17 protein-coding genes and 1 pseudogene are annotated in these 16,888 nt (G+C 68.8%); 8 read left to right on the top strand and 10 right to left on the bottom strand.

All coding sequences use genetic code 11. The annotated features are described in order from the left end of the window. Positions 1-135 precede the first annotated feature (135 nt). Both QSK37_RS04920 and QSK37_RS04925 read left to right on the top strand, forming a co-directional pair. Complete coding sequence (locus QSK37_RS04920) at positions 136-732, top strand: cytochrome P450 (protein WP_285618883.1); 597 nt, start codon at positions 136-138, stop codon at positions 730-732. Between the two features lie 444 nt (positions 733-1,176). Then, a complete protein-coding gene (locus tag QSK37_RS04925; protein ID WP_285617860.1) occupies positions 1,177-3,345 on the top strand; it encodes a vWA domain-containing protein in 2,169 nt (722 codons plus the stop codon). Between the two features lie 294 nt (positions 3,346-3,639). Here QSK37_RS04925 and QSK37_RS04930 read toward each other — a convergent pair whose 3' ends face one another. Continuing rightward, positions 3,640-5,400: a hypothetical protein gene (locus tag QSK37_RS04930; protein WP_285617862.1), complete on the bottom strand. Its 1,761-nt coding sequence runs from the start codon at positions 5,398-5,400 to the stop codon at positions 3,640-3,642. 410 nt (positions 5,401-5,810) lie between these two features. Here QSK37_RS04930 and QSK37_RS51620 point away from each other — a divergent pair, with 410 nt between their 5' ends. Together QSK37_RS51620 and QSK37_RS51625 are read left to right on the top strand one after the other, a co-directional pair. Further along, entirely contained in the window at positions 5,811-6,176 is a 366-nt protein-coding gene (locus tag QSK37_RS51620) for a helix-turn-helix transcriptional regulator (RefSeq protein ID WP_285617864.1), read from the top strand. Then, positions 6,151-6,399: a WYL domain-containing protein gene (locus QSK37_RS51625; protein ID WP_285618884.1), complete on the top strand. Its 249-nt coding sequence runs from the start codon at positions 6,151-6,153 to the stop codon at positions 6,397-6,399. Before QSK37_RS51620 ends, QSK37_RS51625 begins: the two co-directional genes overlap by 26 nt. A gap of 186 nt (positions 6,400-6,585) precedes the next feature. Here QSK37_RS51625 and QSK37_RS04945 read toward each other — a convergent pair whose 3' ends face one another. Then, positions 6,586-6,930 carry a hypothetical protein gene (locus tag QSK37_RS04945; protein WP_285617866.1) on the bottom strand — a complete coding sequence of 115 codons (345 nt, stop codon included), beginning with the start codon at positions 6,928-6,930 and terminating at the stop codon, positions 6,586-6,588. Positions 6,931-7,240: 310 nt separating this feature from the next. Between QSK37_RS04945 and QSK37_RS04950 the strand changes: the two genes are divergently transcribed. Continuing rightward, positions 7,241-8,014: a class I SAM-dependent methyltransferase gene (locus QSK37_RS04950; RefSeq protein ID WP_285617868.1), complete on the top strand. Its 774-nt coding sequence runs from the start codon at positions 7,241-7,243 to the stop codon at positions 8,012-8,014. A 121-nt stretch (positions 8,015-8,135) separates the two neighbouring features. On the opposite strand, the gene QSK37_RS04955 is transcribed toward QSK37_RS04950, so the two are convergent. Continuing rightward, positions 8,136-8,279: a hypothetical protein gene (locus QSK37_RS04955; RefSeq protein ID WP_285618906.1), complete on the bottom strand. Its 144-nt coding sequence runs from the start codon at positions 8,277-8,279 to the stop codon at positions 8,136-8,138. A gap of 21 nt (positions 8,280-8,300) precedes the next feature. On the opposite strand from QSK37_RS04955, the pseudogene QSK37_RS04960 reads away from it, so the two are divergent. Further along, positions 8,301-8,640 (top strand): annotated as a pseudogene (locus tag QSK37_RS04960) (helix-turn-helix transcriptional regulator); the annotation flags it as partial. A 163-nt stretch (positions 8,641-8,803) separates the two neighbouring features. On the opposite strand, the gene QSK37_RS04965 reads toward QSK37_RS04960, so the two are convergent. Further along, entirely contained in the window at positions 8,804-10,684 is a 1,881-nt protein-coding gene (locus QSK37_RS04965; RefSeq protein WP_285617870.1) for a helix-turn-helix domain-containing protein, read from the bottom strand. 225 nt (positions 10,685-10,909) lie between these two features. Between QSK37_RS04965 and QSK37_RS04970 the strand changes: the two genes are divergently transcribed. Both QSK37_RS04970 and QSK37_RS04975 read left to right on the top strand, forming a co-directional pair. Then, on the top strand, positions 10,910-11,575 hold the full coding sequence (locus tag QSK37_RS04970) for a TetR/AcrR family transcriptional regulator (protein ID WP_285617871.1): 666 nt from the start codon (positions 10,910-10,912) through the stop codon (positions 11,573-11,575). A gap of 20 nt (positions 11,576-11,595) precedes the next feature. Further along, on the top strand, positions 11,596-11,982 hold the full coding sequence (locus QSK37_RS04975; RefSeq protein WP_285617872.1) for an AMP-binding protein: 387 nt from the start codon (positions 11,596-11,598) through the stop codon (positions 11,980-11,982). 39 nt (positions 11,983-12,021) lie between these two features. On the opposite strand, the gene QSK37_RS04980 is transcribed toward QSK37_RS04975, so the two are convergent. The 6 genes from QSK37_RS04980 to QSK37_RS05005 are packed head-to-tail and all read right to left on the bottom strand — an operon-like array spanning position 12,022 to position 16,666. Next, positions 12,022-13,032, bottom strand: coding sequence for a branched-chain amino acid ABC transporter permease (locus QSK37_RS04980; RefSeq protein ID WP_285617873.1), 1,011 nt, complete (start codon positions 13,030-13,032; stop codon positions 12,022-12,024). Beyond that, positions 13,029-13,682 (bottom strand): branched-chain amino acid ABC transporter permease, encoded by a 654-nt coding sequence (locus QSK37_RS04985; RefSeq protein WP_285617874.1) that lies wholly within the window; start codon positions 13,680-13,682, stop codon positions 13,029-13,031. Before QSK37_RS04985 ends, QSK37_RS04980 begins: the two co-directional genes overlap by 4 nt. After that, on the bottom strand, positions 13,640-13,891 hold the full coding sequence (locus tag QSK37_RS04990; protein ID WP_285617875.1) for an ABC transporter permease subunit: 252 nt from the start codon (positions 13,889-13,891) through the stop codon (positions 13,640-13,642). The genes QSK37_RS04985 and QSK37_RS04990 overlap by 43 nt, the downstream gene beginning before the upstream one ends. Before the next feature lie 9 nt (positions 13,892-13,900). Next, positions 13,901-15,139, bottom strand: a complete 1,239-nt coding sequence (locus tag QSK37_RS04995; protein ID WP_285617876.1) for an ABC transporter substrate-binding protein — start codon at positions 15,137-15,139, stop codon at positions 13,901-13,903. Positions 15,140-15,174: 35 nt separating this feature from the next. Beyond that, entirely contained in the window at positions 15,175-15,882 is a 708-nt protein-coding gene (locus QSK37_RS05000; protein ID WP_285617877.1) for an ABC transporter ATP-binding protein, read from the bottom strand. Continuing rightward, entirely contained in the window at positions 15,869-16,666 is a 798-nt protein-coding gene (locus tag QSK37_RS05005; protein ID WP_285617878.1) for an ABC transporter ATP-binding protein, read from the bottom strand. The genes QSK37_RS05000 and QSK37_RS05005 overlap by 14 nt, the downstream gene beginning before the upstream one ends. Positions 16,667-16,888 lie beyond the last annotated feature (222 nt).

Raw genomic sequence — 16,888 nt, forward strand, 5'->3', positions numbered from 1 at the left:
CCGTGTCGGGCCGGTTGACCGCACCTGTGGCTGAGCCGTCCGTTCCCGCCGACCTGACCCGCGTGCTGGCCGGGAGTTGGATCCTGGCCGGCTCCGCGGTGCCGCGAGCACTGCCACAGCCCGCCGTTGACCTGGGTGGTGATGCCGGACGGGCGGTGCCGGCCGGCCGGCGAACCGGACGGCAGCCGGCTCACCGACGACGAGCTGCTCGACTTCTGCACACTGCTGCTCATCAACGGCCACGAGACCACCAAGACGCTGCTGGTCAACGCCGTGCTGTGCCTGTCGGCCCACCCGGACGCGCCGGCCCGGCTGCGCGCCGACCCCGGTCTGGTGCCCGGTGCCATCGAGGAGGTCCTGCGGTTCCTTCCGCCGATCGGTGGCACCGACCGGTTCACCACCGGCCCCGCGCGCATCGCCGGGCACACGATCGACACCGGGCAGCGGGTGATCGCCATGATCGTCTCAGCTGACCGGGACTCCAGAGTGTTCACCGAGCCGGACCGATTCCGACCGGACCGCGCACCCGGCGAACACCTGTCCTTCGGCCACGGCGTGCACTTCTGCCTCGGCGCGCACCTGGCCCGGCACCAGGTCGCGATCGCGGTACGCGCGCTGCTGAACCGGATGCCCGGCCCGTGGTCGGTAAGCCGGATCGACACCGCCCGCACGCCGGTCGGCATCGACGTACTCGACCTCGCGCTGGCCACAGATCCGGCTGTTACCGAATAGGCCACATGAGGCCGTCTCTCGACTCTGCGGCGATGCCCATAACCACAATTCAGACGGTCCAGCGGACGGGAAACGGCCGTTCTTTTTGGCGCGGCAAACCGTGGATCACCCATTTCATCGTGCATACCTCAACAAAGATCACTTGGCGCGGACACCCCTCATCAGCAGGGAGTGGCCTACTGCGGCCAGTCGGAAACTTACCGTAAACGGCCTATTTACATCCATTAGTCGACCAGCCACCCTATGGCCGTGGCCACACCCCCGCCTCGTTGATCAGAGGCCGGCACTGAAAAGATCAGCAAGGTCGTCGACCAATTTCATTGTGATTCGTCACGCGCCACCACGTGAGGAGAGGGCACCCGGGTGGCGCAGTCATAGAAATCCTCCATGGCCGGCCACCCCGAATTAGTTATGGCATAACACCCCGCCAGAAGGAATGACACTGTGAGACTGACGCGAAGATTACGGGCCGCCGTGTGCGTGATGGCGGCCGGTGCGATGCTGTTGGCCGGGGTGGGGACGGCGTCCGCCACGCCCGGGGTCACCCCGGCGGATGTGACGCTGAACCTGAACCCGGGCGAATCGGCGACGATCGCCAAGACCGTGTCCACTCCGGCGATCCCCCCCAAGCCCGATATCACGTTCCTGATCGACACAACGGGGAGCATGGGCGGGGTCATCTCGAACGTGCAGGCCAACGCGAACACCATCCTGTCCAACGTCGCTTCGGCGCAGCCGGACGCGCAGTTCGCGGTCGCCGAGTACCGGGACGTGTCGGCGGACCCGACATCGTTCCGGGTGGCGCAGAACCTCACCGCCAACCAGACCGACGTCGCCAACGGTCTCAACTCGCTGGTCGCGACGGGCGGCGGCGACTTCCCCGAGGACGGCATCAACGGTCTGTTCCAGGTCGCGTCCGGGGCGGTCGGCTTCCGGCCGAACAGCTCTCGGATCGTGTTGCTGATCGGGGACGCCCCCAGCCATGACCCCAGCAACGGCCATTCGCTGGCCGATGCGATCAGCGCCCTGCAGGCCGCCCACATCACCGTACTCGCGCTCGACCTGTCCGGGCTGGACTCGACCGGCCAGGCGACCGCGATCACCAACGCCACGGGTGGACAGCTGTTCTCCGGCATCGACGCCTCGCAGGTCAGCAGCACCATCCTGGCGGCCCTGCACAACCTGCCGGTCACGGTCACCCACCAGCTGCGCGACTGCGACCCGAACCTGTCGGTGTCCCTGACCCCGGACAGTCGGACGGTGACCAGCGGCGACAGCGCCAACTTCACCGAGGTCGTCTCCGTCGGCGCCGGAGCCGTACCGGGAAGCACGCTGAACTGCAAGGTGGACTTCCTGCTCAACGGCGTCCTGCAACCAGGCTTCACTGAAACGATCACCGAACACGTCCCGAAGGTGACCCCATCGATCGCCACAACGCCATCGGGCTCGGCGCCCGCGGGCGGGAACGTCTCCGATACGGCGACCCTGACCGGCGGATTCCACCCGACGGGCACCGTCACGTTCCAGCTGTTCGGGCCCGGCGACACCGCCTGCACGACGCCCATCGCGACGCGTACCGGGACGGTGTCGGGCAGCGGCACCGCCACGTCCGGCAACGTCGCCGCGGGCGGGGTGGGCACCTACCGATGGGTGGCCTCCTACAGCGGCGATGACAGCAACAACCCGGTCACCTCCTCGTGCGGCGATGAACAGGTCGTGGTCGTCAAGGCCACTCCGGGCATCGCCACCACCCCGTCGAAGTCCGTGCCGGCCGGCGGCGTCGTGTCCGACACCGCCACCGTCTCCGGCGGGTTCCACCCCTCCGGCACCGTCACGTTCCGGCTCTACGCGCCCGGTGACACCGGCTGCGCGACGCCCATCGCGACGCGCACCGACACGCTGTCCGGCAGCGGCACCGCCGCATCCGGCGACGTCACCATCGGCGCGGCCGGCACCTACCGGTGGACCGCCGCCTACGGCGGCGACGCCAACAACAACGCCGTCACCTCACCGTGCAGCGACGAACAAGTCACCGTCACGCCGCAGCGCCTGACCGGACGGGCCTACGGCCTGACCGCCGACGCCAACCTGGCCGGCATCCAGCTGGTCAACATCGCCCCCACTCCCGACACGGGCCACATCTCCACCACCGCGACCGGCACCACCTCGGTGCCCTGCACCGCCAGCCTCAGCGGACTGATCAGCGCGCACGCCCTGTGCGCCAAGGTCGCCACCACCGAATTCCCCGGCAAATCCGTGGCCACCGCCTCCATCGACGACACCACCGTCGGGATCACCGGCATCCCGGTGATCAGCGTCAAGACCATCAACTCCAGCTCCGCCACCACCTGCACCGGATCCACCGGAGCCACAACGATCGCCTTCCTCAAGGTCGGCAACACGGTGGTCATCTCAGAACCCACCACCATCCAGCCCAACACCACGGTCAACGTCGGCGTCGTCAAGCTCGTCCTCAACGAGCAGACCCCGATCACCACTCCCGACAAGGGCCTGACCGTGAACGCCGTCCACATCACCGTCGACGCCCTCGGCCTGGCCAAGACCAACGTCGTGCTGGCCTCCTCCGAAAGCGACATCGGCAACTGCCCATGACCCGACCCACCTGAACCGATCAACCCCGAGGCCGGACGGAGCACCGTGGCTCCGCCCGGCCTCGGCCGACTTCAGGCCCCGAGGTCGCTCGGCTCCGGACAACAAGATCGGACCAGTCCTCTACGCAGGCCGGCCGCACACCACTGCCCACCGAGTGGAGCGAATGAGTACTCACGCGGGGAAGCCGCTCACTCGCTCCATCGATCGTGCCCGCATCTGGCACCCAGGCCCACCGCCGCACGTGACCAGACGCGCGTGCGGTCGGTTGCGGCCCCGCTTCTACCGGCTCGAGTCCTACTCGGCATCGCCTGTCGTAGCCTCGCGTCCAGTCGGTTCCGTAGACCTCGTGCCTGTACTTCCGTCCTTCTTGCCCGCCTCGATGGGGGCGTAGCACCGCCGTTGAAGCTCGTCGCGTTCAACGTCCGGGATCGTCATCGACTCGGCGAGCACCGCGGCAAGCGCGTCCACCTTGGTGTTGTCGATGTCAGCGTGGAAGAGCCACCGGATGTTCTCGTCGCGCGTGATGAGGTCGATCGCCAAGCGCCCGCTTCCGTTCTGTGTGGTCGCTGCTCGGACGTATCGCACCCGGTCAAGCGGGATGTCCTGACCGATCTCGCCTTGCTCAAGGAATGCGCTCGTCTTGGCCGTGATGATGCGGCGATCGGTGACGGCGACCAGTGTCTGTGCCGCCGCCTTGTCGATCGCTGCCGCGAACTTCTCCCTCGCCACGCTGAAGATCGCAGAAAGCGGACCGAGGGCATCGAGCTGGTCGGGGAATCCGAGGACACGGAGGGTCTCACCGTCCTCAAGAAACCACCGCAGGATGCGAAGGTACGGATCGAGATCCAGCGATTCGGGTGCGCAGACGACCTCCGGAGCCTCGAGCGGAGGGGCTGGAGGATGGAGAGCATCGGCAAGAGGCTCGATCGCCTCCAGAAGACGGGCGGAGGTTTGGCGGGCCGCCTTCGAGTCCCTCCGCTTCCTCATCAGTGACGGTGAGAGTGCGTCGCGTCCGGGGAGTTCGGCGACGATTCGTAGCTCCCGTGTCAGCGCGTCGACGAGGCTCCTCGTCTCGGTGAGCGCGGAGCCGAGCTCCTTGCCGGTGTCGCGCGCGATGGCGTCGACGAGCCGTGCCTCGCCGGCGTCTTCGGGGCCGGCGGCTCTCGCTCGCGCGGCGTGGAGCGCCTGATAGCCGGTCCATGCCTTGAGAGAGGACAGGAGCGCGTGGGCGTCGAAGAGGATCGCCTCCGCGTTCGTATCGAGATACTCACGACGGCCATGTGCGTCGAGCCGATGGATCTGCCGGACATGGTCGCCGACGTTCAGCCGGTACAGGTCAAGCTGCTTGCGCAGGTCCGCTTCTTTGCCCGCGACGGTGTCCCACAGGCTCGTCGGAATCGATCCGACCTCTCGCGCCTTGTCAAGCGCACGATCGACGGCGGCGACGAGCCCTGTCAGCTCGGCCCACTGCCCGTGGCGGGTCGTCGTGAGTACCTGGCTTGTCAGCGCGATGTTGGTGCTGACAAGGCCTGTGATCTCACTCAGCTGCATCTGAAGGGCGACCATGGCCAGCACCGGCCCGAGCGCGGCCGCGTTCTTCGCCGCGCTCACCGCGGTCACGGGGATGAAGCGGGCCTGAGCGAAGCCACCGGAAATGAGCACTGTTCCGAGGTTCGCGCCATCCTTGACGGCGAGCGTTCCACCGGCCTTCAGTAGGGCCTGTGTCGCGTCGGTGATCCTGTAGAGCCCCTGCACGCCGGCGAATGCGTTTCCGACGTTGCCGGTCACAGTCGCCGTGTTCCCGATCGAGGCGAGGACTCTGGAGATCTGCTCGCGGTCGGCGGTCGGCACGAGCCCAAAGTCGATCAAATCGAGCTTGAGCTCGCCCGGGACCTCACCAAAGATGACGGCAATCCCCGGGAGTACCTCCGCTATGACCGTCGATATCGCGTCCGAATCGGGCGCCGAATCGTCCGCACCAGGTGAGTCGGCTGTACTGCTCTGGCCGTTCTCCTCAGGCGCGGCGATCTCCATCGAGTCCGAGGGGTCCTGCATTCGATCTCCTCCACGCGGGGGCGTGCAACAGCCAGACACTTGCCAGTCAGAACCAGCGCGGTAGCAGCGGCCACTGCGAACCTCTTCAGCATTCGAACGCCTCGATGAGTACGAAGCGGGGTGAATATCCTGTGGTTCTATCGGTGATCAGCAGGTAGCGGCAGCGTGTGACCAGACATGGACCACGCGTGAACCAACCCGGCCAGCTCGGAGTCCCACACATCACCACAGGTAGATAACCTGGTCCGCACGATCCGCGCGTTCTGCCCGATAGGGATCGAGAGCGCGTGAAACGCCCGGTGGAACCGGGCCCGCGAGCGAATGCTGTGCAGCGGCCTAATCCCTCGTTGGGCGCCGCGCGTCCACCCCGACGCGACTGGACCAGCCCCGAGCTCGCGACCCGGCTCGGCGTGACCACCCTCACCATCCGCGACGACATCGGCCGGTTGCGCGAGCTCGGCGATCCGATCGACGCGCGGCCGGGTGTGGCCGGCGGCTACCGAATCGGTACGGGCGCCACCATGCCGCCACTGCTGCTGGACGACGAGGAGGCGGTCGCGGTCGTGATCGGACTGCGCACCGCCGCGAGCGGCTCGATCGCGGGAGTCGAGGAGACCTCGGTACGTACGCTGGCGAAGCCTGCGGCAGCTGCTGCCCTCGCGGCTGCGCCACCGGGGGCGGCGCCTTCCAGTCCCACGCGCTGCCGATGCCCTCGCGCTGCCCGCAGGTGGACCCCGACGTACTCGCCTGATCGCGGGCGCGTGCCGGGACCATGAACGGCTCCGCTTCGACTACCGGACACACTCCGGTACCGCCGGCCGACGCTCGGTCGAGCCGCACCGCCCGGTCCACGACCGGCGACGCTGGTACCTGGTGACGTGGGACGTGGACCGGGACGCTCGGCGTACCTTCCGGGCCCGCTACCGCCCGACCAGGAGGTCGCGGCACGAATCGCGCGCGGTGTCGGCCAGGCGACCTGGCGATACCGGGCACGGGTGATCTTGCGCGCACCCGCGACGTACGTACGCGGCCGGCTGCCGACCCCCGTGGAAATGCGACCCCTGGGCGAGGACCGGTACGCGTTGCACCGTGGCTCCGCCCGGCCTCGGCCGACTTCAGGCCTCCTGGGATCGCTCGGCTCCGTACGGTGGGTGGCCGATTCCGGGCAACCTCGCCGAGCTGTCCTCACAGCGTGCGTGGGCCACCTTCTACGCCGAAGAACCAATGTCGGTCAGTCACGGGCACCGGCGGCAGTTGATCCTGGATCAAACATTCGATCGCCTCGGCGAGGTCGGCGACCACCTCGCCGTTGACGTGCTCATGTCCACGCAAGAAGTAGGGCTCACCATCGATCACGTAGCGTTGAGCAGCCTGCGCCGACGTGACGATCCCGTACCCGCGCAGCCGGCGGCCCGCCTCCGCGATGATCGAGCGGACGAAGTCCCGTTGCCCGTCATCCCACTCGTCGGCGTCCAGTGGAAAGGCGAAACTGGAGCCGACCTGCACGTGAGTTCGCAGGTCGTCCAACACGGCGTCGGTCCGTGGTGGCCGCTGCCCGGGTGGCGTCTCCCTGGCCACGTGAATGGCTTCCAGGAGCAAGATCCCGAGGCTTACGTCGTAGGCCCAGAACCAACGCCCACCAAACTCGACCGGTACTGTTTTGCTCACTCCATACCCACCCGCCAGTCGCCGATCTCCTACACCCGAGCACGGACGACGGGGTCGCGGGACCACAATGCCTGTCTGCCGGGATGGTACGTGCTTACCACCTGGAAGCGTTGGTGCTCGAGGATCTCGCTCGATTGATGTACCAGGGATAGGCATTCCACGGTGTGACATCGTGAGCGTCGATGCCCGCCTCCGCGAAGGCTGCCACCCGTCCGTGTCGCTTTTGCCGCACGGCGGACACAATGATCGGTGTGACGGGTTGCTGGACGATGATGCGCTGGAGAGTTCGTCGGTGGTGGCCAACTGCGCGATGAATCGCGAGCGGTCGCTCAGCGGTTCGAACGGTTATGGTCGTGAGCTCGGCTTGGACATCATTGCGGAACTGACCGACCGCAGTGCGGGGGCGGCCTGTGTACGGTGGCTGGACCTGTGCTGTGGGAGTGGGCGCGCTCTGGCAGAGGCCGCCCGACTGCTGACCGGCCGGAATGTGGCGGGACGAATCGAGATCGTCGGACTTGACCTCGTGGACCACTTCGTGGCGGGTCCCTTTCCGCCGGTATTGCGGCTGGTCACCGGCTCTGTGGCCGAGTGGGTTCCCGACGGCCGGTTCGACCTGATCACGTGTGTGCATGGGCTGCACTATGTCGGCGACAAACTCGGCACTCTGGCGCGTGTCGCCTCCTGGCTGACCGAGGACGGGCTCTTCGCCGCCAACTTCGACGCGCACTCGGTCCGCCGCGCCGACGGTACACCGGCCGGTCGCCGGCTCACCGCCGAACTACGCCGGCAGGGATTCGTCTACGACGCCGCTCGCCGCCGGATCTCGCGTCGTGGCGGCGGGGAGATCCGGCTTTCTCACCGCTACCTCGGAGCCGATGACCAAGCCGGTCCGAACTACACCGGCCAGCCCGCCGTCGACTCGTTCTACGAACCGTTCGGCTGCTGACCCACCGCGATCCGAGTGAAGCCTCGCTGTCGGTAGGCAGAACCGCATGCTGAGACCTTGAGAAGGCCGGCCGCGCCCGGCCCGACGGTGACCTGCGCCGCGGACGCGCTGTTCGTCGTCATCAGGCATGCCCGTCCACCTGCGGTTCGTCGAGGACGATGTCGTAGGTCGCCTGGGGCGCGACGAAGGCGCACCGCCGTACGGCCTCGGCCAGCAGCGCGTCGCGGTCCGTCCGGCGCAGCTTGGTGAACGGCTTGACGCGCAACGCCCATTCCCGGATCTGCCAGGACTGCGCACCGCCGCGAGCGGCTCGATCGCGGGACTCGAGGAGACCTCGGTACGTGCGCTGGCGAAGCCTGCGGCAGCTGCTGCCCTCGCGGCTGCGCCACCGGGGGCGGCGCCTTCCAGTCCCACGCGCTGCCGATGCCCTCGCGCTGCCCGCAGGCGGACCCCGACGTACTCACCCTGATCGCGGCGCGTGCCGGGACCATGAACGGCTCCGCTTCGACTACCGGACACACTCCGGTACCGCCGGCCGACGCTCGGTCGAGCCGCGCCCACCCACGGGGCCGCGCTTCACACCCCGCCCGCTGCCGCCCGACCAGGAGGTCGCGGCACGAATCGCGTGCGGTGTCGGCAGGACGTGGACTTCACGATCGTCGACTCCCAGGAGCTGGTGGATGCACTACGCAAGCTGACCGAGCGCTATCAGCGAGCGATCGACGCCTCCGGCCAGACCTCCGGCGATCTCCGGCTGTGACCGGCTTGATGGGCGGCGGCCGGCCGGTGTCAGTCCTCGAGTTCGCGGCTCAGGCGATGCAGCCGCAGCGCCAGCTGCACTTCCAGCGTGTGGTCCGGACTGTTCCAGTCCACTCCGAGGAGGCGTTTTACCCGGTCGAGGCGCTGGGTGACGGTGTTCGGGTGGATGTGCAGCCGCTTTGCGCTGGCTACGAGGCTCTGCCCGGTGGTGAAGTAGGTGTCGAGCGTCTCCATCAGCATGGTCGACCGCTCTTCGTCGTGCTGCATGACCGGACCCAGGGTCCGTGCCACGAACGCGACGGCGGACGCACTGTCGCCGAGGAGCAGCCCCGTGTACCCGAGGTCGGTGGCCGTCGCGACGGTGCCCGCACGGTCGAGCCGGAGCAGGGCGTGTGCGCAGGCCAGCGCCTCCCTGTAGGCGGCGGGCAGGTCGGCCGGGTCGTCGACCGGCCCGGCGGCGCCGACGGTGACCGGCGCCCCAAGGCGCTTGGTCATCGATCGCGCCGTCCGGCGGCCCGTCAACGACGGGTCGTCGGAGGGAATGACCAGGACCGCGCGGTCGTCCCGTACGGTGCTCAGACCGCCGCGAGCGGCCGCGAGATCGGACGCCACGGACGCGAGGCTCTGCCGGTTCTCCGCCCGGATGTGCGCGACGACGACGGCATGCCGTTTGTGCGGCTGGTAGCCGATCCGCAGGGCGCGCTCGGCGAGCGAGGAGTAGGTGCGGGGGTTGGGCGTGAGGAGGTCGTCAAGCAATTCGCCGCGCACTCGGGCCTCCGCAGCGGCGAGATTGCGGCGGAACAGCTGGAGCAGCGAGGCGACGACGGCCGCCCGTTCGAGCAGCCGCCGGTCCGGGTCGCCGACCTGGCCGGGCGTGGTCGCCGGGGCCCAGGCCAGTGTGCCGAGGGTCTCGGTGCCGGCCACGAGACCGGTGACCCAGTACGTCCCGTCATGGACGCCGCCGGCGGAGCCGGCCGCCGCGGCGGACATCGCCTTCAGGACCTCCTCGGACGTCCCCGGGGTCCAGGCGACGGGCGTCTCGAATTCGTCGAAGATGGCGAGCGCACCACCGAGCCGTTCCCCGGCGGCGGTCACGACCTCCTGCACGCCGCCGCCCCGAAGGACGATGTCCATACTCTGGTCGTGCACGGCGACCGCTCTCTCCTGCTCGGCCGTGCGCCGGCGAAGGGTTTGGTTGGTATGCCGCAGGGCCTCCAGCGTCCGTTCCCGATCATGCCTCGACCGCGCCTGCTCGATCGCGCTCGTGGCGAGCGCGGCGAAGGAGCCGAGGAGAGCGATGGCGTCGTGGGAGAACGGGCCCGCCGTGCGGTTGGAGGCGAAGAGCACCCCGATGACGGCACTGTTGCGCAGCGGCACGCCGACGATCGACACCTGCCGCTCAGCCCTGACCGAGGCGTCGACGGCGGGATCGTGCGTCAGCCGTTCGTCCTTGAAGTAGTCGGGCGTCGAGAACGGCGTGCCGGTTGCGGCGACTCTGCCGCCGACACCGGTTCCGAACGGGATCCGGACATCCTTCCAGGCCGAGGACGTAGCGCCGACCATCACTCGCATGCAGGTCGCGCCGCCTTCGTCGTCGTTCAGGCTGAGGTAGGCCATGTCGCAGCCGAGGAGCCGCTGCGCCTGCCCCACGATCAGGGTCAGGATGGTGTCGGGGTCGCTGTGGTCTTCGGCCAGTTCCTTCGCGCACTCGACCAGCGCACGCTGCTGTTCGTGGCGAGCGCGCTGCTTCTCCAGTGTGTCGCGAAGGTGGAGGGCGAGCGTGTGTTCGGCCTGCAGGTTCTCTGCCTCGGCGGGTGATGCGGCGTCGGCGACCGCGTCGCGCAGGACCTCGTCGTAGAGCGGCAGCGGCGCCCCGTCAACGAGAAGCCGGAGAAAACTGCGCGTTTTCACAACCCTTCGCTCCCGTCAACGCGGGCTCGTCCACCGGTCCTGTCCGAGGATGCCGAACGCGGTCGACCACCGGGCGGCCGCAATGAATAAGCGCATAGTCACTGAGTAGGATGCCTCTGTCAAGGCTCGCCGCGAGCGAAGGCCGGATCGTGCGGCGACGTCCGGTGAGGCACTCGCGAGCGGCATCAGCACCATGTGCCGGACCTGAAGGAGCGAGAGTCGCGGATGGCCAAACGGCAGGCCCGGTTCACCGCACAGGAGTTGGCGGACGATCCGCGGCTGCGGGACCACTCTTCCGCTCTCTGGAGAGAAGAGCTCGGAGACGTACAGCGCGGCCTCCTGACGTCGGCGGTACGGTGCTTCGCCGCGAACGGTTTCCACGCCACGACCACGCGCGACATCGCCGAGGGCGTGGGGCTCAGCCCGGCGGCGCTGTACGTCCACTTCCCGTCGAAGGAACTGGTCCTGTTCGAGATCGTCCGGACCGGTCACGAGCGGGTACTGACGCACATCCAGGACCCGTCCGTGCTGAGCGCGGGCGGCGACGGTTCGGCGGACCGGCTCCGAGCCGTCATCGCGGCGTACACCTCCTGGCATGCCCGCCACCACGTAGCGGCGCGCGTCTGCCAGCTGGAGCTGGCCGGACTCACGGCAGGGCACTACGAGGAGATACTGGAGCTGCGCCACCAGACCAACGCGTTCTTCCGCGACGCCATCGCCCGCGGGGCTGCCGACGGGTCGTTCGCGCATGTGGACGTCAAGCGGGTCACGCGCGCGATGCTGTCGCTCAGCATCGACCTCGTCCGCTGGTACCGGCTCGACGGTTCCGACTCGCCGGAGGAACTCGGCGAGTTCTACGCCGGTCTCGCACTCAAGATGGTCGCCCGGTAGGTCTCGATCCTTCGTGCCTTGTGCTCCACCGGCCGGCGAACGGGGAGGTCGTCACGACCTGGCATGAGGTGGTCAGCCGCGCACGACGGCTCGCCGCCGCCCTCGACCTGCTCGACGTGCCCCGTCACGCCCGCGTCGGGACGTTCGGCTGGAACTCCCAGCGACACGTCGAGCTGTACCTCGCGGTACCGAGCGGCGGCCGCGTGCTGCACACCCGTAACCACCGGCTGTTCGCGACGGAACCGACCTACATTCTCAACGACGCGAGCGGATCTGGGTCCTGCCGGCGATCCCAAGATCGCGACCGGGAAGTTCTCGAAGGTGGCGCTCAGGGAACAGTACGCCGCGCACCGCCGGGCCCAGCGCGGGCCGGCCGCACCGTGCTGAGCCGTCGCGCGAGCGCGTGAGCCACCCCTGGCCGGCGTGGCGTCCGCCACCCTCGGCGGTCAGGCGGCGGTGCCGGCCGGCTTTCTCGGCTCGGACGCCGTGTCGCCGGACGCTGCGTCCGGGCACCGCCGGGATGCCAGCAGGTGACGGGCCGTTCCCCAGATGCCCCGGCGGAACAGCAGCACGATCACGATGAAGATCGAGCCGGTGACGATCCCGGTCTCCTCGAAGCCGGCGGTCGCCAGGAAGTCCTGGAGCTGGACGACGAGGGCAGCGCCGATGGCACCGCCCCACAGGGTGCCGATGCCACCGAGGACGACCATCATCACCGCCTGCCCGGAGGTGGTCCAGTAGACCCCCTCGAGCGAGGCGAAGCCGTGGCCGATCGCGAGCACGCCCCCGGCCGTCCCGGACAGCGCGGCGGACAGGACGAAGGCCAGGAGCCGGTAGCGGTCGACGGGGTAGCCGAGGGCGCGCGCCCGTGCCGGATTGTCGCGGATGGAGACCAGCACCCGGCCGAACGGAGAGCGTACGATCCGCCAGGCCGCGAACAACCCGGCCAGCACGAACGGCAGGCCCGCGTAGTAGAAGTAGAACGGCTCGGACAGGTCAAGGCCGAACAGTTCTCGGGGGATGCCCTGCAGGCCGTTCTCCCCGCCGGTGACGTCCCGCCACTGGTTGGCGATGAAGTAGATCATCTGCGCGAAGGCCAGGGTGACCATGGCGAAGTAGATTCCGGTCAGCCGTACCGACAGGTACCCGATCGGGAGCGCCAGCAGCGCCGCGAACGCCGCGCCGCCCAGGATCGCGACCGGGAAGGGCGTCCCGGTGTGCAGCGCGATCAGGCCGGTGCAGTAGGCCGACCCGCCCCAGAACGCGGCGTGGCCGAACGACAGCAGCCCGGTGAACCCGAGCAGCAGGTCCACGGCCGCGGCGAACAATGCCCAGCAGGCGATGTCGAGCGCCACCGGCGGGTAGATCATCCAGGGCAGCACGAGGGCGACGAAGATTCCGATCACCAAGAGCAGCCGCCCGCTCCGGCCTGGGCGGGCCAGCCGGGAAAGGATCACCGCGACGCCTCCTCACGTCCGAACAGCCCGGCCGGGCGCCACAGCAGCACCGCGGCCATGAGGACGAACACCAGCGTCTGCGACAGCGACGGGACGTAGTAGTTGCCGAGGGCCGACACGATCCCGACCGCGAACCCGGCGGCGACCGAGCCGAACACCGAGCCGAGCCCGCCGATCACCACGACGGCGAACACCGTGATGATCAGATCGGAGCCCATCAGCGGGTTGACCGCCCGCATCGGCGCGGCCAGCACCCCGGCGAACGCCGCCAGCGCCACCCCGAAGCCGAAGACCGGGGTCACCCACCGGCCGACGTCGATGCCGAGCGCGCGGGTCAGCTCGGGCCGCTCGGTTGCCGCCCGGATGATCACGCCGACGCGGGTGCGGGCCAGCACCGCCCACACTGCCCCGCACACCACCACCGACACCGCCAGCACGAACACCTGGTAGGCGGGGTAGGTGAACAGCCCCAGGTCGACGGTGCCGCTCAGCGCCGACGGCCTCGGGTAGGGCTGGGAGTTCGCCCCGTACTCCCGCTTCATCAGGTCCTGCAGGATCAGCGCGAGGCCGAAGGTGAACAGGAAGTTGTAGAGCGGGTCCAGCGGCGTCAGCCACCGGACGAACAACCGTTCCACGACGATGCCGGCCACGCCAACAGCGGCGGGACCAGCACAAGGGCCGCCCAGAAGCTCAGGCCGAACGAATCGAGCGCGATGAACGCCCCGAAGGCGCCGAGCATGTAGAACGCGCCATGAGCGAGATTGACCACGCCCAGCATCCCGAAGATGACGGCCAGGCCGAGGGCGAGCAGGGCGTAGAACGCCCCGCCCACCAGCCCGTTGAACGCTTGCTGGAGCACACCGGCCGCCTACAGGTCACAGGACGGGTCGGGCTGCTGGAACGCCTCCGACGCCGGGATGGTCTTGAGGATCTTCACGTAGTCCCAGGGTTCCTTGACCTCGCTGGACGGCTTCACCTGCGACAGGTACGCGTCGTGCAGCAGAAGATGGTCCTTGGCGCGGATGGTGGCGTCCCGGGCGAAGGCGTCCTCGAACCTGTGGCCCTCCAGCTGCTTCACCACATCGTCGGACTTGTCGGTGCCGCCGCGCTGCACGGCCTCCAGGTACTGCAGTGCGGCCGAGTAGTTGGCGGCCATGTTGGCGGTGGGACGCTTGCCGGTCTTGGCCTGGAACTTGTCGGCCCAGGCGCGGCTCTTGCCGTCGAGGTTCCAGTACCACATGTCGGTGTAGCGGGTCCCGGCCAGGGCGTCCGGGCCGAGCGAGTGGATGTCGCTGAGGGCCAGCAGCCCGACCGCGAGGCCGACGCCCTTGTTACGCAGCTTGTACTCGTTGTACTGCTTCACCAGGTTGACCAGGTCACCGCCCGCCTGCATCGTGCCGAGCACCTGCGGTTTGGGGTTGAGGCCGGGCGCCTTGAGCAGGAAGGTGGAGAAGTTGTCGTTCGGGAACGGCGTCGGGTCACTCTTCACGACGCTGCCGCCGGCCGCCTTCACGGCCGCCGCGAATGTCTTCTGCATGTCCTGCCCGAACGCATAGTCGGGATAGACGATGTACCAGTTCCTCGCCCCGTCCTTGGTCACCTCGGTACCGGTGCCGTGGGCCAGCATGTAGCTGTTGTAGCCGTAGTGGAAGGTGTACTTGTTGCACTGCTTGCCTTCCAGCTCGGTGCTGGCGGCGCCGACGTCGATGAACACCTTCTTCTTGTTCTTGGCGATGGTGGCGACGGCGAACGCGGCGGACGAGGTCGGCACGTCCAGGATCACGTCGGCCTTCTGCCGGTCGTAGAGCTCCTGCGCCTTGGAGTTGGCGATCTCCGGCTTGTTCTGGTGGTCGGCGTCCTTCACCTCGATCTTCTTGGCCACCGCCTTGTCGCCGTACTCGGCCTGGTACTCGGCCACCGCCATCTTGACGGCCTCGATCGTGCTGCGGCCCGAGGTGTCGGCGTAGACGCCCGACTGGTCGTTCAGCACGGCCAGCACCACCTTGCCATCGCTGATCTTCCCTCCGCCGCCGCCCGGTCCGCCCGCGCACCCGGCCAGCAGCAGCCCCGCGGCGGCCAGGCCGCCGCTCCAACCCATGATCCTCATTCCGGCGTCTCCTCTGTCACAGATCTCGGCCGCCATCAGATTCCGAGGTAGTCGAGCAGCTCGTCCTCGCGTTCGCGGACCTGGTCGTTGTCCAGCGATTCGACGATCCGGCCCTCGGCGAGCAGGTAGTAGCGGTCGGCCACGGTCGCGGCGAAATGCACGTTCTGCTCGATGAGCAGGACGGTCACGCCGGCCGCCTTGACCTCGCGCAGGATGTCGCCGATCTGCTGGACGATCAGCGGGGACAGTCCCTCGGTGGGCTCGTCGCACAGCAGCAGCCGGGCGCCCGTCCGCAGCGCCCGTGCCAGCGCGAGCATCTGCTGCTCGCCGCCCGACAGCTTCGTCCCGGCGAACCGGCGCCGTTCGCGCAACCGCGGGAACGCCTCGTACACCCGCTCCAGCGGCCACGGGTCGAGTCCGCGCCTCGTCGCCGGCGGGAGCGTCAGGTTCTCCTCCACCGACAGGGTGGCGTAGACGCCCCGGTCGTCCGGGACGAAACCCAGACCGCGGCGAGCCCTGCGATGGGGGGCGAGACCGGTGATGTCCTCGCCGAGCAGCGAGATCGTGCCGACGATCCGGCCGTACGAGCCGTGCAGGCCCATGAGGCAGCGCAGCATCGTGGTCTTGCCCGCGCCGTTGCGTCCGACGAGTGTGACGATCTCGCCGGCGTCGACGTGCAGCGACACCTCACGCAGGGCCTGCGCCTCGCCGTACCAGGCCGACAGCCCCTCAACGCGCAGCATGGGAGTCTCCGAGGTAGGCGGTGATGACGCGCGGATCGTGACGGATCTCGGCGTACGGGCCCTCGATGAGCACCTTGCCGTGCTGCAGGACGGTCACCCGCTCGGCGAGGCTGGCGACCACGTTCATGTTGTGCTCGACCAGGATCACGGTGCGGCCCGTGCGGATCTTTCGGATGAGCTCGATGATGCGCTCCAGGTCCTCGACGCCCATCCCGGCCGTCGGCTCGTCGAGCAGGAGCACCTTGGGATCCAGCGCCAGGGCGAGCGCCAGTTCCAGCGCGCGCTTGCTCCCGTACGACAGCGAGCCCGCCGGGACGCCGCCGTGCCCGGACAGCCCGACCTGTTCGAGCAGTTCCCCGGCGCGTCCGGCGAACCGAGCCAGCGCCCGATCGGAGCGCCAGAACCGCCACCCGAGGCCGGTCCGGCTCGCCAGCGCCAGCTCCACGTGCTGGTGGGGGGTCAACTCGGCGAACAGGCTGGTGATCTGGAAGGAGCGCGCCACCCCCAGCCGGGTGATGGCCTCGGGGCTGCGGCCTGCCAGCTCCTGCTCACCGAGCCGTACACTGCCCGCGGTCGGCTTCAAGAACCCGGTGAGCAGGTTGAACAGCGTGGTCTTGCCGGCGCCGTTCGGGCCCACCAGGGCGTGCACGCCGCCCTCGGCCACGTCCAGGTCGACGCCGTCCACCGCCCGGAACCCGCGGAACTCCCTGACCAGGCCACGCGCCTTCAGAACCGGAACGGAGAGGGCGCCGTGCTCGCGGTCGCCGGCCATGGGCGCTCCCATACGCCCTCCTCACGATTCATGGTGTGACCCGAGCCACACTCGGACGCCGTGACCGTGAACGCTAAGTGGCGGCGGGGCCGGCGAACCAGGTGATCGCCCACATATTCCGGCGGTCCGGTATGAGGCGGCGCACACCGCGCCGGCCCCACCGGACACGGGCGAACAGTGGCCTCCGCCACGTGGTGCGCCCCGTCACAGGTCGAGGAACATGTGTTCCGTCTC

Source organism: Actinoallomurus iriomotensis (assembly GCF_030269445.1).
Classification (GTDB): Bacteria; Actinomycetota; Actinomycetes; order Streptosporangiales; family Streptosporangiaceae; genus Actinoallomurus; species Actinoallomurus iriomotensis.

Coding starts and splice junctions, on each gene's coding strand:
- QSK37_RS04995 (WP_285617876.1), bottom strand. CDS start 15,139: ATGAGGATCATGGGTTGGAGCGGCGGCCTGGCCGCCGCGGGGCTGCTG.
- QSK37_RS04930 (WP_285617862.1), bottom strand. CDS start 5,400: ATGCAGGACCCCTCGGACTCGATGGAGATCGCCGCGCCTGAGGAGAAC.
- QSK37_RS04970 (WP_285617871.1), top strand. CDS start 10,910: ATGGCCAAACGGCAGGCCCGGTTCACCGCACAGGAGTTGGCGGACGAT.
- QSK37_RS05005 (WP_285617878.1), bottom strand. CDS start 16,666: ATGGGAGCGCCCATGGCCGGCGACCGCGAGCACGGCGCCCTCTCCGTT.
- QSK37_RS05000 (WP_285617877.1), bottom strand. CDS start 15,882: ATGCTGCGCGTTGAGGGGCTGTCGGCCTGGTACGGCGAGGCGCAGGCC.